The sequence below is a fragment of the Rhizobium sp. RM genome (assembly GCF_013390595.1).
Taxonomy (GTDB): Bacteria; Pseudomonadota; Alphaproteobacteria; order Rhizobiales; family Rhizobiaceae; genus Agrobacterium.
Genome location: NZ_JACAWV010000026.1, coordinates 118,962 through 134,011, shown reverse-complemented (window position 1 = coordinate 134,011; position 15,050 = coordinate 118,962). Strand labels below are relative to the sequence as shown.

At 57.1% G+C, this 15,050-nt stretch carries 14 protein-coding genes; 2 read left to right on the top strand and 12 right to left on the bottom strand.

Annotation, left to right across the window (positions count from 1 at the left end):
• The 9 genes from HWX89_RS26215 to HWX89_RS26175 all read right to left on the bottom strand — a co-directional run.
• The coding region (locus tag HWX89_RS26215; RefSeq protein ID WP_178340940.1) for an NAD(P)/FAD-dependent oxidoreductase at window positions 1-451 on the bottom strand (451 nt) is incomplete at its 3' end.
• Window positions 452-490: 39 nt separating this feature from the next.
• Window positions 491-1,663 carry an alpha-hydroxy acid oxidase gene (locus HWX89_RS26210; protein ID WP_138791675.1) on the bottom strand — a complete coding sequence of 391 codons (1,173 nt, stop codon included), beginning with the start codon at window positions 1,661-1,663 and terminating at the stop codon, window positions 491-493.
• A gap of 53 nt (window positions 1,664-1,716) precedes the next feature.
• Window positions 1,717-2,538: a pyrroline-5-carboxylate reductase gene (gene proC / locus HWX89_RS26205; RefSeq protein WP_286086228.1), complete on the bottom strand. Its 822-nt coding sequence runs from the start codon at window positions 2,536-2,538 to the stop codon at window positions 1,717-1,719.
• A 32-nt stretch (window positions 2,539-2,570) separates the two neighbouring features.
• Window positions 2,571-3,404 (bottom strand): IclR family transcriptional regulator, encoded by an 834-nt coding sequence (locus HWX89_RS26200; protein ID WP_138791673.1) that lies wholly within the window; start codon window positions 3,402-3,404, stop codon window positions 2,571-2,573.
• Window positions 3,405-3,502: 98 nt separating this feature from the next.
• On the bottom strand, window positions 3,503-4,423 hold the full coding sequence (gene dapA / locus HWX89_RS26195) for a 4-hydroxy-tetrahydrodipicolinate synthase (RefSeq protein WP_138791672.1): 921 nt from the start codon (window positions 4,421-4,423) through the stop codon (window positions 3,503-3,505).
• Between the two features lie 35 nt (window positions 4,424-4,458).
• Window positions 4,459-6,168: an ABC transporter permease subunit gene (locus tag HWX89_RS26190; protein ID WP_246705320.1), complete on the bottom strand. Its 1,710-nt coding sequence runs from the start codon at window positions 6,166-6,168 to the stop codon at window positions 4,459-4,461.
• A gap of 56 nt (window positions 6,169-6,224) precedes the next feature.
• Window positions 6,225-7,322, bottom strand: coding sequence for an ABC transporter ATP-binding protein (locus HWX89_RS26185; RefSeq protein ID WP_138791670.1), 1,098 nt, complete (start codon window positions 7,320-7,322; stop codon window positions 6,225-6,227).
• A gap of 61 nt (window positions 7,323-7,383) precedes the next feature.
• Window positions 7,384-8,469, bottom strand: coding sequence for an ABC transporter substrate-binding protein (locus HWX89_RS26180; RefSeq protein WP_138791669.1), 1,086 nt, complete (start codon window positions 8,467-8,469; stop codon window positions 7,384-7,386).
• Between the two features lie 79 nt (window positions 8,470-8,548).
• Window positions 8,549-9,970, bottom strand: a complete 1,422-nt coding sequence (locus HWX89_RS26175) for an FAD-binding oxidoreductase (RefSeq protein ID WP_138791668.1) — start codon at window positions 9,968-9,970, stop codon at window positions 8,549-8,551.
• A 362-nt stretch (window positions 9,971-10,332) separates the two neighbouring features.
• Here HWX89_RS26175 and HWX89_RS26170 point away from each other — a divergent pair, with 362 nt between their 5' ends.
• Window positions 10,333-12,402 carry an ATP-dependent helicase gene (locus HWX89_RS26170; RefSeq protein ID WP_138791667.1) on the top strand — a complete coding sequence of 690 codons (2,070 nt, stop codon included), beginning with the start codon at window positions 10,333-10,335 and terminating at the stop codon, window positions 12,400-12,402.
• A 52-nt stretch (window positions 12,403-12,454) separates the two neighbouring features.
• The gene (locus tag HWX89_RS26500; protein WP_286086227.1) at window positions 12,455-12,580 is read left to right on the top strand and encodes a hypothetical protein; all 126 of its coding nucleotides are present in this window, start codon (window positions 12,455-12,457) and stop codon (window positions 12,578-12,580) included.
• A gap of 101 nt (window positions 12,581-12,681) precedes the next feature.
• Here the strand turns inward: HWX89_RS26500 and HWX89_RS26165 are convergent, their stop codons facing one another.
• The 3 genes from HWX89_RS26165 to HWX89_RS26155 are packed head-to-tail and all read right to left on the bottom strand — an operon-like array spanning window position 12,682 to window position 15,038.
• Window positions 12,682-13,599 (bottom strand): homocysteine S-methyltransferase family protein, encoded by a 918-nt coding sequence (locus tag HWX89_RS26165; protein ID WP_138791666.1) that lies wholly within the window; start codon window positions 13,597-13,599, stop codon window positions 12,682-12,684.
• A gap of 17 nt (window positions 13,600-13,616) precedes the next feature.
• Entirely contained in the window at window positions 13,617-14,306 is a 690-nt protein-coding gene (locus HWX89_RS26160; protein ID WP_138791665.1) for an ABC transporter permease, read from the bottom strand.
• 9 nt (window positions 14,307-14,315) lie between these two features.
• Window positions 14,316-15,038, bottom strand: coding sequence for an ABC transporter permease (locus tag HWX89_RS26155; RefSeq protein ID WP_138791664.1), 723 nt, complete (start codon window positions 15,036-15,038; stop codon window positions 14,316-14,318).
• Window positions 15,039-15,050 lie beyond the last annotated feature (12 nt).

Below are 15,050 nucleotides of genomic sequence, written 5' to 3'. Positions count from 1 at the left end.
TGTAAAGCACTTCGGTGGCGGCAAAGCCCGGATAGATCTCGACGCCGAGCGCTTCCGCCTTTTCCGCCAGCCAGCGACAGACCAGCCCAAGCGAGACGATGTAGTTGCCGTGATTGTTCATCAATGGTGGCATGGCGAAGTTCGGCAGGCGGACCGAGCCGGCCGGGCCGAGCAACAGAAACTGGTCGTCCTTGACCTCGGTCTTGAAGGGATGCCCCTCCTCCTCGCGCCAGCCCGGCAGCAGCCTGTCGATACCGATCGGATCGACAACCGCACCCGAGAGGATGTGCGCGCCGACCTCGCCACCCTTTTCCAGAACAACCACAGACAAATCCGGATCAATCTGTTTCAGACGGATCGCCGCAGAAAGGCCAGCGGGACCTGCACCAACAATCACGACATCGAATTCCATCGATTCCCGTTCAGGGAGTTCTGGCAAAGGGACTTGCATGTTTTTCATCTCGTTCATGGTGTGGGGCGAAAACGCGTGTCAATGGTGCCCATGGCTGAGGCGTTCGGTACTCAGGATCGCAGAAGCGCAATCGGCCGGACGTTCAAGCCCGAGCATACAAAGCGTCAGATCCACTTCATCGCGCAATATCGACAGCAGCCGGTCAGCACCGGCTTCACCATCGGCGGCAAGCCCCCAAAGCGGGAGCCGTCCGACCATCACCGCTTTCGCTCCAAGACCTATATATTTCAGCACGTCACTGCCGCGCATGACACCGCTATCAGCCAGAACCTCCATGTCCTGCCCCACGGCCTCGACAATGCGCGGCAAAATCGTTGCCGGTGGTGGCGCGACATCCAGGTTGCGGGCACCATGGGAGGAAACAACGATAGCATCTGCTTCCATTTCTCTCGCCTTCCTGGCATCAGCGGCACTCAGGACACCTTTGATGACGATCTTACCTTGCCACCAGGATCTGATCTGCCGAACGTCTTCCCAGTTCAGAAGATTTTCCAACCGGACCGCTTCAGCAATCGACGGTCGCGTCACGGCGCCCCGAAACTCCTGCGGATAGTGACCATAGCTCGGCATACCGGTTGTCGTGAGATAGCGCATCAAAACGCCAAAAAACCAGCGCGGGTGCATCGCGACATCGATGACCGAACGCGGAGAGTACTCAAACGGGATAGAAAAACCGTTTCGACGATTGTACTCCCGTTTCGGACTGGCCGGCGTATCGGCAGTGATGACGAGATTTCTGACGCCGGCAGCCGCAACGCGTTCGAGGAGGGCCTTCGAAAGACGCCTGTCTTTCCACATGTAGAGCTGAAACCAGATGTCAGCTCCGGGAGCACCTGCCGCGACCTCTTCAACCGTTGTCACGGATTGTGTCGAAACACAGACCGGAATGCCCAGTCGGCTAGCGGCACGGGCAATCTTCGCCTCTCCCTGATGTGAAACCAGTCCTGCAAGCGCGGTCGGAGCAACGATCAGAGGCATCGCCTGCTCGCGACCCAATATCTCGGTTCGCAGGTCGCGCTCCCGATGTCCGGTCAACACGCTTGGTACCATTTCAATCGCATCGAGGCTTTCTCGCAACCTAGCGAGTGCCCGCTCATCCTCGGCACCCCGATCAATGTACTCGAACAGCGACTTTGGAAGTCTCCGTTTTGCAGCCTGTCTGAAGTCTCGGGCATTCAAATGCTGAGGCATTGTGTTTCCAACCTGCGCGATGAGCAGTAGCCAAAAGATCGAAAAGTGCCAGATCAGTTCGTTTTTGAGAGTTCGATTGCCCTGTCATGCGCAGCTTTGGCAGCCTCGCCTATCAATGGCATGAGTGCACCCTCGCCCATCAAAACGTCGAGCGCGGCCGCCGTCGTTCCGTTGGGGCTTGTCACCTCACGCCGTAAGACATCAGGTCCGTCATTCCGGCTTGATGCCATTGCAGCGGCACCATGAACCGTTTGCCGCGCCAGCAAGAGTGCCTGATCAGCATCGAGACCGACGGCCTCCCCCGCTTTCGCCAGGCACTCTATGAAGTAAAAGATGTAAGCCGGGCCAGAGCCGGATATGGCTGTCGCCGCATCCACCTGTTCTTCCGATGAGACCGCCAGCACCTTTCCCATTCCAGAAAGCAGGCCTTGTACCAGCTGTGCCTGATCTTCATCGACGCCGTCATTCGCAAACGTCACAGTCATTCCGTGGCCGATCGAAGCCGGTGTATTCGGCATGGCACGGATAACAGCACAATCGCCGAGGCTGGCCTCAAGCGTGCGGACGCCAACACCTGCAGCAATGCTCACAAACACGGACGAGCCAACAAATCGCCGATAAGCCGGCAGCACCGCCGTCATGACCTGCGGTTTGACAGCGAGAAAAATCACGTCAGGCTTGAGAGAAGCTTCAAGTGCGTCGGCGCTTTCGTAAACGCATGCACCAGTCTCTGCGGCACGCTTACGCAAGGGCTCCACCGGCTCCACCACGTGAACGCAGTCAGGCGTCATGCCATCCCGTGCAAGCCAGCCATTCAACATCGCGTAACCCATGTTGCCGCACCCGGCGAGAACAATATTGATCGGATTGGCCAAGACGATTTTCCTTACTGAACCCCAGATCGCATTCAGCGCTGGTAGTGAACAAATTTTGCCATTGAGCTCGACGTCGCGGCGACCTGAACGTGGTGAGCAAGCTCCGCCTCCACCTTCTCGACAGTCCATCGCGTGGTCGGAGCAGCAATATTGAGTGCGGCGACTGCACGTCCATGCTCGTCGGTGATCGCGGCTGCGATCGAGATGTCACCCATCACCGTTTCATTGGCGACGACGGCATAGCCTTTCTCCGAGGCTTCCTGGATGCGCTCCCTGAGCTTTGCCTTGTCGGTCATCGTATAGGGTGTCAAAGGCCGGAAGTCAGTCTTTGCGAAAACCTCGTCGATCTCCTCGGGGGAGCGTCTCGACAGGATTGCCGTCCCGGATGCTGTAAACAGTGCCGGCAACCGGCTCCCCACCATAATGTCGACATTGACCAGATGCTGGCCGGGAAACCGTCCGACATAGACAATCTCATGACCGTCCAGTTCCTGAAGGTTCGTCGTTTCTCCGACCGAACGGCTGATCTCCAGCAGGTAGGGTGCCGCCTTGTCGAGGACCTCGTGGGCATGAAGATAGTTGTAGGCAAACTGCAAGACCTTGGACGTTAGCGCGTAGTTGCGTGTCTTGTGGACACGTCTGATGTAACCAAGGGTTTCAAGCGTGTAGACCAGCCGCTGCGCGGCACTGCGATCAAGACCGGCTGCCTTCGCTATGTCGGAAAGCGGCATCTGCTTATGTGGCCCATCGAAGGCGTGCAGCACCTGGAACGCCTTTTCGGTGGAGCCGACAAACAGCGATGACGCCTTCGGATCGGTCGGCAGGGCAGCATCTGACTCGATTGATTCCACCGGTTTTCTAGGCATGAGATATTCCTTGCCGACCATTTGATCGCAGTCGATTTCCGCGAAACGTTAAAGAGGAGCCCGCCATCGCGAGCCCCATCTTTATCGACCGCACAGGGTTATGATGCAAGCTTGGCCTCTGCCGCTTCATACTTTTCAAGAAGCCTGCTGCACTCCTTGCGCAGCGCAGCCTGTAGCTCGGTCTTCGGCTGGCGCAGCGGCGCCAGCATGCTCGGCGCATTGACCCCGATAAGATCCATGACCGATTTCATCGGACCAGGATTGGTCTCGGCAAACGCCAGATTCATGAACGGAATGAGATCCTGATGCAACGCGAGCGCTTCGGCTGTCTTGCCGCTCACAGCGAGGTCGAACATCCGGCGCCACACCTTCGGAACAAGGTTGGCCGTGACGACGATGCCACCCTTGGCGCCTGCGGCTACATGCAACGGGAAAAGGGAATCTTCACCGCTGAGCATCGTGAAATCAGGAGAAAGCCCTGCCATGACACGCAGGTAGTGATACATGTCTGTGTTGCAGGCCTTCATACCGATGATTTTCTCGTGGCCAGACAACTCGTGCAAAATCTCAGGATCGATCGCAATGCGGGTACGATAGGGGATTTCATAGATCAGGATCGGAACGGGAGACTGGTCTGCATAGCGAAGAAAGTAGTCGCGAATGCCGGCCTGCGTCGGGTTGGTGTAATAGGGCGTGATCACCAGAAGCGCGTCTGCGCCGGCTGCAGCGAATTCACGTGCACTATCCATCGCATCGTGGAAACCAGGGTCGAGAACACCCGGAATAACCGGAGACTTGCCACCAAATGCCTTCGCAGACATTTCCACGAAACGAATGCGTTCGCGGCGCGACAAGGCGCCATACTCGCCCGTACCACCCAGCGGAACCACACCATCGACGCCCTGCTTCTGCAACCAGGCGAAAAGGGCTTCAGCGGCAGCCGTATCGATCGTGTCGTCAGCTTTCACGGGCGTCACAAGAGCCGGAAGGATACCGTGCAACTTGGTGGAATCGAGCATTTTATTGTCCTTCATTTAAGTATCGTGGGGCGTGACTAGTGACCTGCGCCGCGTCGACGCAGACGGTCAGCGGCAAAGATCAGGATCGAAATAAAGACGAGGAGGCAGGTCGAAACCGCAGCGATCACGGGCGAAACCTGAAGCGTCACCTCGTCCCAGAATTGCTTGGGAAGAGTTGCGTTGAGGCCACCCGAAGAGAAGAGTGCGATTGTCAGCTCGTCAAACGACGTTGCGAAAGCAAACAGGAATGCCGAGAACATGCCAGCCCCGAGGATCGGGAACGTCACATGGATGAGTGCCTTGACCGGTGTCGCGCCGAGACTGTGGGCTGCAGCATCCAGCCGCGTGTCGTAGTTGCGCAGAACAGCGACCATCGTCAGGACGACATAGGGAACACACACCACCGTGTGGCCGAGGATGAGCCCGATCGACGTGCCGACAAGACCAAGCTTTGCGAACACGTAGAACATGCCGACAGCAATGATGATGCGTGGAACCACGATCGGAGACAGCACGAAGGCCAGGATGGCTGCTTTTCCACGGATGTTGGCGCGAGCCAGAAGGAACGCGGCAGGAACACCGATCAGCATCGAGAGAATGCCCGCACCCGCTGCAACCGTCAGTGATCGCAGAACCGCCTGGCTCCAGACCGGGTTTGCCCACATCTGTGAATACCACTGCGTGGTAAATCCACTTGGCGGCCAATTCAGACCCGCCTGACTAAAGGAAATCGGGATCATCAGAACCGCAGGAAGCGTAATCAGGATGAGCACTGTCCAGACGAAGACCCTCAGGAACAGGGGCGGATAAACTTCATCGAGGCTCTTCTTGCTCCCTGGAAAAAGCGCCAGCACATGGTCGCTGACCTCGCCAAGGATCGCTAGAAATCTCGCCCCTGCGCGCCGGGAGATGGAATCGCGGCTCTTGCCTTCACCCTGACTTTCCCCCGTCAGTGTCGTGAAACCGAAGATCCGGTCGTAAACAAGGAAGACAAGAAGAACAACGGCAAGAAGCAACACTGCTATAGCGCCGGCGAGACCCCAGTTCAGTGTCTGTTGAACCTGGTCGATGATAAGCTGCGAGATCATCGTCTCGAAACGGCCTCCGAGCAAGGCGGGAACGATGAAGAAACCGATCGCAGTCACGAACACCATGATGGCGGCAGCCGCCACACCCGGCATCGAAAGCGGGAAATATACCGTCCAGAAGGCCGATCCGGGACGTGCACCAAGCGTGGAGGCCGCACGCGGGAGGTTGCGATCGATGTTTTCCATGACTGCAAGCATCGTCATGACGGCAAGCGGCAGCATCGCATGAACCATGCCGGCGAGCACGGCGCCAAGCCCGTAGAGCAGGTCGATTGGACGGTCGATGATGCCAAGAGCCACCAGCGTCTGATTGACGACGCCGTTGCGGCCCAGGATGATGACCCAAGCGAATGCCCGGACAAGGAAGCTCGTCCAGAATGACAGGAGGACAAGAAAGACAAGCCGTCCCTTGGTTCGTGGGCCTGCCGTCGAAATCAGATAGGCCACCGGATAGCCGATGATGACTGCAAGTGCCGTCGTCGCAAGCGAGATTTTCAGTGTGATCCACAGGACGTTGAGATAGAGCGGCGATGCAAAGAGCTGTCTGTAGGATGCGAATGAAAGCGCACCATCGTTAAAGAAGCTCAGCGACAGCAATTGCCCGACCGGATAGACGAGAAAAGCCAGCAGCAGGGCGATGAGCGGTGCCACCTTCATCACGTGCCCTACCCAGATCGGCATTGCCGCAGATTTTTGGGATGCAGACGGCGCATTCATTGCGTAGCCCTCGCGCGGCCAATCGCAACCGCGTCCGCCCCTTCCCACGAGAGCGAAACCTTGTCGCCGATCTGGTAGTGATCACCGTTCAGGCGGGTCGGGAATGCCGCGACCAGTTCCTGTGAAGACCAGCCTTCGGCATTCATATAGATTTTCGTCAGGCTTCCGGTCACCATCACATCGCTGACGACCGCGCCGATACCATCGGCTTTCTGTGTCTTGTTGATCGTGAGGTTCTGCGGACGGATCATGATGTGGATTGCATCGCCGGCAGATATCGCTTCGTTGGCGATCGCTTGCGCAGCAACCGATCCCGCGCCGATCGTTACATCGATCATGTCGTCGCCCGCGCTTGTTACTGTTGCCTCGATGAGGTTGGACTCACCCAGGAAATCGGCGACAAACAATGTTTTTGGTCGGAAGTAGAGATCCGCGGGTGTCCCGAGCTGCTCGATCTTGCCGGAGTTCATCAGGCAGATCCGATCGGACATCGTCATCGCTTCTTCCTGATCATGGGTGACGTAAATGATCGTCGCACCGAGCTCGCGGTGAATGCGCTTGATCTCAAGCTGCATATGTTCGCGCAGCTTCTTGTCGAGGGCGCCAAGTGGCTCGTCCATGAGAATGATGGAGGGGCGATAGACCATGCAGCGCGCCAGGGCGACACGTTGCTGTTGTCCGCCCGACAGCTCCTTGGGATAACGCTGGGCAATGTGGGGAAGACGGATCATTTCCAGTGCTTCCGTGGCGCGCCTTTTTGCTTCCTCTGCCGCCACCTTTCGCATTTTCAGCGGGAAAGCGATGTTTTCCAGGATAGTCATGTGGGGGAACAGGGCATAATTCTGGAAAACAACACCGATGTCACGCAAGTGCGGTGCATTATAGGTGACATCGTCGTCGCCAATCAGAACAGCGCCGCCATCCGGTCGGGACAGGCCTGCAATCAGGCTCAAAAGCGTGGTCTTGCCGGAGCCAGACGGTCCGAGCAGCGTCAGGAATTCTCCGTCGCCAACCGTGAGGTCGGTTTCGGCAAGAGCGGTGAAGTCGCCGTAACGTTTGGCGAGTTTTTTTACGGTCAAACTGGATAAAGACATGGCGGCCCTGCCGATTTCTGGATCAGATTGGGGCCCGGCATCGTGCCGGGCCGGTTTCAGGTCAGCTCAAGAGCCAGGCGTTGTAACGCTCGATGACAGATGCCTGATTGGCCAGCCAATATTTCGCATCGATCTTCACGCCGCGCTCGATATGCTCCGGAAATGTCGGGCAATCCTTGGCGAGTTTGGGATCGATGAACTCGAAAGCTTCCGGCTGCGTAACGCCCGCCGGGAAATAGTCGACGAGTGCGGCCTGTCGCTTCGGATCGGACGCGAATTTGATGAACTCCCGGCATGCATCGGCGTTCGGCGAGCCCGCCAGAATTGACCAGTTGTCGAGACCCCAGATGTTCTGGTCCCAGACGATTTCCACCGGTGCTCCGGCGGAGCGGGCCGATTGGGCGCGCGAAACCCATGTCGGTATCATGTCGACCTCGCCGGACTGAAGCATCTGCTCGACCTGCGAACCGCTCGTCCAGAAAACACCAACATCTTTCTTGATTGTGTCGAGTTTCTTGAAAGCCCGCTCAATGTCGCAGGGATAGACGTCGGAGTTGGCAACGCCGTCCGCCATCAGTGCCTGCTCGATCGTATCGAAAGCATGTTTTCGCAGCGCTCGTCGACCGGAAAATTTCTCGGTGTCAAAGAAGTCAGACCAGGATTTCGGTGCCTCGCGGCCCTCGAAAACATCGGTGCGATAGGCAAGAACGGTCGTGTACACGTTCGTTCCCACACCGTATTCAGACACATACTGCTTCGGCAAAGTCGCGATTGCAGCCTCACTGGAAAGGCCGTGTTTTTCCAGGTACTTTTTTTCGCCTGCAGTCAAGAGTTCGATGGCAGGCTCGGAGATCTTTGCCATGTCCCAGGTGTAGGAACCGGCGTCGACCATGGATTTGATCTGGGCGGTCGGTTCTGCGTTTGCCTGTACCCCGACGACCTCGATTCCGGTCGCTTCTTTGAATGGGCCGTAATAGACAGCATTATACGCCTTGGTGTAGATGCCGCCGTCGTCACGGACGATGATGCGCTTGCTCTGTGCGTTTGCAGACGTCCAGATTGCCGGGGCAGTCAATGCTACTGCGCCAACGGCACTTGTCGTCAAAAACTGTCTGCGTGTCCAGTTGGACTTATCCTTCATGCTCATCGTCGTTCTCCTCTTGGAACGTTGTTGATCCTTGTCAGCACCTGTTTTTCAGGCTTGTTATTTCTTGGGCTGCGGCGGCTCACGACCTGGGGAGCAGCCGGCCAGGGTTGAAAAGGTTTTCAGGGTCGATTGCGGACTTGATTGCGCGCATCAGCGAAAGCTCTGCCGAGGGTTTGTAACGGTCCATCTCGGCGAGCTGGACCTGGCCGACGCCGTGTTCGGCACTGAACGTTCCACCGAGATTGTCAGCAACATCATTGACAGCATGGCGCAGCCGGGACGCGAGATCGTCTCGGTCGGAAAATGCATTCCAGGCATCGAATGAAAAGAACGGAATGAAATGGATGTTGCCGTCACCCATGTGGCCAACGACGACGATCTCCGCCGAGGGTACAATTGCCTTTACCGCTTGCGTTGCCTGATCGATGAATTGGGGGGTGGCCGAAACCGGAACTGCGCAGTCCGTCGTCAAACCGACACCGGCCTTTTTATTGGCCTCCGACACGCTGTGACGGACCTCCCAGACCGCAGCCCTTTGCGCTTCGCTGGAGGCAATCATGGCGTTACCGATCAGTTCGGCCTCGAATGCCTGTTCCAGGACATTCTGCATCGCATTGTCGAGGTCGTCCTCGCCACCGGAATCGGAAAGCTCGATCAACAGATGCCATTCATGCTCGGTGTCGAGCGGCGAACGGCGCTGAGGGACGTTTTCCAGCACCAGATCGAGCTGCTTGCGGTTCATCAATTCGAAGCCAGAGAGCTTGGCGCCATATGCCGCCTGCACCGCAGTCAGCAATTTCAACGCCTGATCCGGATGATCCAGACCAGCCCAGGCCACGGCCGCACGCGCCGGATATGGATGCAACTTAAGGACGGCAGCAGTGATGATACCGAGCGTTCCCTCGGAACCTATGAACAGATGCTTCAGATCATAGCCTGTGTTATTCTTGCGAAGTGCCTTCAGCCCTGACCAGATTTTTCCGTCAGGAAGAACGACTTCGAGTCCGAGGACGTTATCGCGTGTATTCCCATAGCGTAGAACAGAGGTTCCACCAGCGTTGGTCGCGATCGTGCCGCCAATCTGACAGGAGCCCTCTGCACCGAGGCTGACAGGATAAAAGCGGCCATTTGCCTGGGCAGCCTCATGAATATTCGCCAGAATACAACCCGCCTGGACTTCCATGGTGTTGTTAACCGGGTCGACCTTGATGATCTGACGTAAACGATCCAGGCAGATGATGACCGGTGGGCTGCCCGCCGGGTCTGGAATGCTGCCACCAACCAGGCCAGTGTTGCCACCTTGCGGCAACACTGGAATGGCGCGCTCACTACAAAACGCGACGATATCGGACACTTGCTGGACATCGACAGGCCGGGCAACACACAGCGCCCGACCATGGTAGCGACCGCGCCAGTCCTCCGTGGCAAACGCCATATCAGCGGGATTGGTGACGATAACATTGGCCCCGAATTTTCGAACCAACTCCTCCACAAGATCCATCGTTTGCCCCATTATTTAATTGCATTACGATTATTATATACATATTACGATTTCTTCGTGTTTATAGCAATATACAAGATGGCTTTACGGCTATTTTTTAATCGCACCTGGATGGTTGTCCGATTTTCAGCATTGCGCCGGGACCAACCCTTTGCCAGCGCATAAGTCGCGAACAAATCCATAACGGATTCCCAACCTTCCGCCTGCCGGTGCGTTCCTTTTTTGTTCATGATGCGCTATCAGACGTAAAAGCTCTCCGCGTCACGATGCCCGAATGAGGAGGCAGGCGATTGCTAATCAGCGGTGCAACGGCGAAAAAAACGCGAGACTCTAAGTAACTTGTCCTGAACGACGGAAAGCAGATGACGGCGACCTACCTGGAAAAACTTAACGACCGGCAGAGAGAAGCGGTCGAGCACGGTATTGGAATGCCCGATGGCCAGACAGGTGGACCGTTGCTGATCATTGCCGGCGCCGGTTCAGGCAAGACCAACACGCTTGCGCATCGCGTCACACATCTGATTGTCAACGGCGCAGACCCCAGACGTATTCTGCTGATGACGTTTTCCAGGCGGGCAGCATCGGAAATGACGAGGCGCGTTCAAAGGATTTGCCGGCAGGTTCTGGGTGAAAATTCCGCTGTCATGACCGACGCGCTCGCCTGGGCCGGAACGTTTCACGGGATCGGCGCGCGGCTTTTGCGCATGTATGCTGAACAGATCGGCCTGAATGGCGACTTCACGATCCACGACCGGGAAGACAGCGCCGATCTGATGAATATCATCCGGCATGACCTTGGCTTTTCCAAAACCCAAAACCGCTTCCCGACGAAAGGCACATGCCTTGCGATCTATTCCCGCGTCGTGAATTCAGAGTGCACCATCAAGGAGGCGCTCAAGAATTCATTCCCGTGGGTGAGCGAATGGGAAAACGAACTGAAAGAACTGTTCGGCGCCTATGTCGAGGCCAAGCAAGCCCAAAACGTCCTCGATTACGACGATCTTCTGCTTTATTGGGCTCAGATGGTGTCTGCGCCGCAACTTGCCGACGATATCGGCAATCGCTTCGATTATATTCTGGTCGACGAATATCAGGACACCAATCGCCTGCAGGCATCGATCCTCAGATCACTGAAACCGGGCGGCCAGGGCCTCACGGTCGTTGGCGATGATGCGCAGTCGATCTATTCTTTCCGGGCTGCTACCATTCGCAATATTCTCGATTTCCCAAGCGAGTTTTCGCCCAAGCCAGCCGATGTGATAACCCTCGATCGTAACTACCGCTCGACGCAACCGATCCTAGCGGCTGCCAACGGCGTAATCGATCTGGCGCGAGAGCGGTTCACCAAAAACCTCTGGACTGACCGGCAATCCGAACAGCGGCCAATGCTCGTGACCGTGAAGGACGAGACCGATCAGGCGGCCTATATCGTCGAACAGGTTCTCGCCAATCGTGAAATCGGCATGACGCTCAAACAGCAGGCCGTCCTTTTCCGCTCATCCAATCACAGTGGTGCGCTCGAAGTGGAGCTCACACGCCGCAATATTCCCTTCGTAAAATTCGGCGGCCTGAAATTTCTCGACAGCGCCCATGTCAAGGATCTCCTGGCCGTGCTTCGTTTCGCGCAGAATCCTCGCGATCGCGTGGCCGGGTTCAGGCTGTTTCAAATGTTGCCGGGTGTCGGCCCGCAGACTGCCGGTAAAATCCTCGACACGATCACAGCTGAGCCCGAGCCGCTGATCTCGCTTGCAGAAATTCCGGCTCCCCCGAAGAGCGGTGAGAACTGGGCGAAATTCATCGAGCTTATGCTTGGCCTCCGCAAAGCAGGTGCCGGCTGGCCGCATGACATCGAATTGGCACGTCTCTGGTATGAGCCGCACCTCGATCGCATCCACGAGGACGCAGATACCCGCAAGGCTGATCTCGTTCAGTTGGAACAGATAGCGGCCGGTTATGCCAATCGGGAAAGATTCCTGACCGAATTGACACTCGACCCCCCTGATGCGACCAGCGACCAGGCGGGCGTTCCTCTTCTCGACGAGGACTACCTGATCCTTTCAACCATCCACTCATCCAAAGGACAGGAATGGCGCTCCGTCTTCCTGTTGAATGTTGTCGATGGCTGCATTCCCTCCGACCTTGGCGTCGGCAGCACGGCTGAACTTGAAGAAGAACGCCGTCTGCTCTACGTCGGCATGACACGGGCACGTGACAGCCTTGCCCTGATTACGCCGCAGCGATTTTTCACGCACGGGCAGAATGCTCAGGGCGACCGCCATGTCTACGCCTCGAGAACCCGCTTCATTCCCGCGACCCTGCTACAGTTCTTTGAAACGACGAGTTGGCCGAAAGTCAGCGCAAACGCCAGCGAGCGCAGTGCCAACCAGATCCGCATCGATGTTGGGGCACGGATGCGATCCATGTGGAAGTGAGACGCGCCATGGCCGTGCAGTCATCTGAAAACACAAGAGGAAGCTTCAAGCGTTGACCAGGGTGATCATCATCTTGTGTGCAGCGCTTAATTACGTGTTCCACAAGACCGGCTGGCTCTCACCATCGACGACTTACGTTTCAGGAGAGGGTACGCCTGACGACCAGGCCATTCAGTAGAGGGTTTAAAAGCCCTCTACCTTATGAAACGGTTGTCATCTCTTACACCCAGAAAGCACCAGGATGAGATAGCATGCTCGCCCAGACGGGCCCATGTTGCATCAGCTCCGGCCAGCGGTTCGAAGAGCGTCCGCGACCTTGTGGATATGCGCGGCACCGATACCGCAGCATCCGCCGATCAAGGTCGCACCCGCGTCTGCCCAGGAGCAGGCGAAACGCGAATAAACGTCGTCCGTCAGATCCGCTCTCGTATCATGCAAACCCTCATTGGCAGCAGAATCATCCTGCTCCCCTTCAAAGGCATTGGCATAGACACCGATGTCGATCGAGACGCCCTTTTCCTGGAAGACTGACGATGCGGTCGTCACTGCAGCTTTCATCACCTCCGGCTTGCTGCAATTGAACAGCAGTGCCGCGGCCCCCGACCCTGCAGCCCACAAAGCAGCATCATGGACGGTTTCACCCGAACGGAGTTTCGGGTCCGCACCGTTCACCTGTCCAGGACCGTCATCCAGCGTGAAAGAAATCCAGAACGGCTTGCCGGTATCAGCAACAGCCGTCCGCACCGCCTCACCTTCAGCGATCAGGCTCAGCGTTTCTCCAAGCCAGACATCCACGGAGGGGGCGAGGTTGTCGACCAGCACTTTCAGGTAATCCTGAACACGAGACACGTCGAAATTTTCCGGTTCATATGAGCCGAAAATGGGCGGCAGCGAGCCTGCAACAGTGATGTTTCGGCCGGATGCATCCGCCGCCTCGCGGGCAAGGCGCCCTGAGAGCGCGATCAGGGATGCGCCATCTTTCTGGAAACGTTCTTCGCCGATATGAAAAGGGACGAGCGCGTATGAGTTGGTCGTCACGACATCCGCACCGGCATCGATGAACTCGGCATGTACCTTGCGCACGATATCGGGCGCATTGATGAGCGCCAGCGCAGACCATTCCGGCTGTTTCAGTTCAGCGCCGAGCCTTTGTAACTCCCGGCTCATGCCGCCGTCCAGAATACGAATACCGCTCATGTTCAACTCCTTGAAAATTACCGTCGCACCGGCACCTGCGCTTCGACGATACCGAAGCAACGGGCGATGATAGCGGTGAGGATGAGATAAAAAACAGTGACAACGAGCAGAGGCTCGTAGACCAGCAACGTGTCCTGGCGCACCTTGTAGGCGACAGCGTAGAGATCCATGACCGTGACCGTGAAGGCAAGCGGCGTAGCCTTCAACTGCATCACGACCTCCCCTGCGATGGTCGGCAGAGCGGTGCGGATCGCCCGAGGCAACCAGATGCGACGAGCAAGGGTGAACCGGCTCATGCCAAAAGCTCTGCCTGCCTCAAGCTCACCTTTCGGCACGCCCAGAAGTGCACCTCGCAGGACCTCGGCCTCATAGGCGGCATAGTTCAGCGTGAAGCTTACCGCCGCAAAGAAAAAGCCTTCCCGAAGCACAGGCCATAGAAAACTCTGCCGAAGACCCGGGATCATGGGCAACAGCGAACCGACGCCGTAATAAAGCAGCCATAGCTGGATCAAGAGAGGCGTCCCGCGAAAGAACGTACAGTACGCTCGCGCCATAAGCTTCGTCAGCCTGCCACCACTGATCTGGGCGAATGCAAGACCGATAGCGAGAACAAAACCGAGGCTGACGGAAATGGCCAACAGGCAGATCGTCTGCCATGCTCCGCTGACAAGTAGCGGCCAGTATTTTGCGATCCAGGAGAAATCCATCGCCTCACCTCATGCCAAGGCTGGCTGACCACGACGAACATGCCGCTCGATCAGTTTGAAGATGGCATTGGAGACAAGTGTGATTGCCAGATACATCACCGCTGCGGCCATGAAGAACAGGAAATATTGCTTGGTGCTGGCACCGGCAAGACGGGTTGCGAGTGCGAGCTCCTGATATCCGACAACGGCAACGAGCGCACTGTCCTTTGTCACCGAAAGCCAGAGATTGGAGAGCCCCGGCAGGGCATTTGGCAACATTGCCGGCAAGACGACGCGGCGAAACCGCAAGAATGGCGACATGCCGAATGCTCTGGCCGCCTCAATCTGGCCCGCGGGGATCGCAAGGATCGCCCCGCGCAGCACCTCCGTCATGTAAGCGCCCTGAACGAAGCCAAGCACGGCAACCGCAGCGACAAAGCCGTTGACCTCCAGCGGTGGCAAACCTGCCAGTTGCAGGAGACGGTTGAGACCATCGGTGCCGGCATAATAGAGCCCGACAATGAGAATAAGTTCGGGAACGGACCGGATAAGCGTCGTGTAGAGATTGAGAACGACACTGATCGGCCGGTTACCAGAGAGCTTTCCAAGCGCACCAGTCAAACCTATGACGATGCCGATAACATAGGCCCCGGCCGAAATGGCAAGCGTTGCGAGCGCACCTGTCAACAGAGTGCCACCCCATCCCGGAGGATAGGGAGACAAAAGCTGCAACATGTTTTCAAAGCTTGCCATCTGCGGAAACCG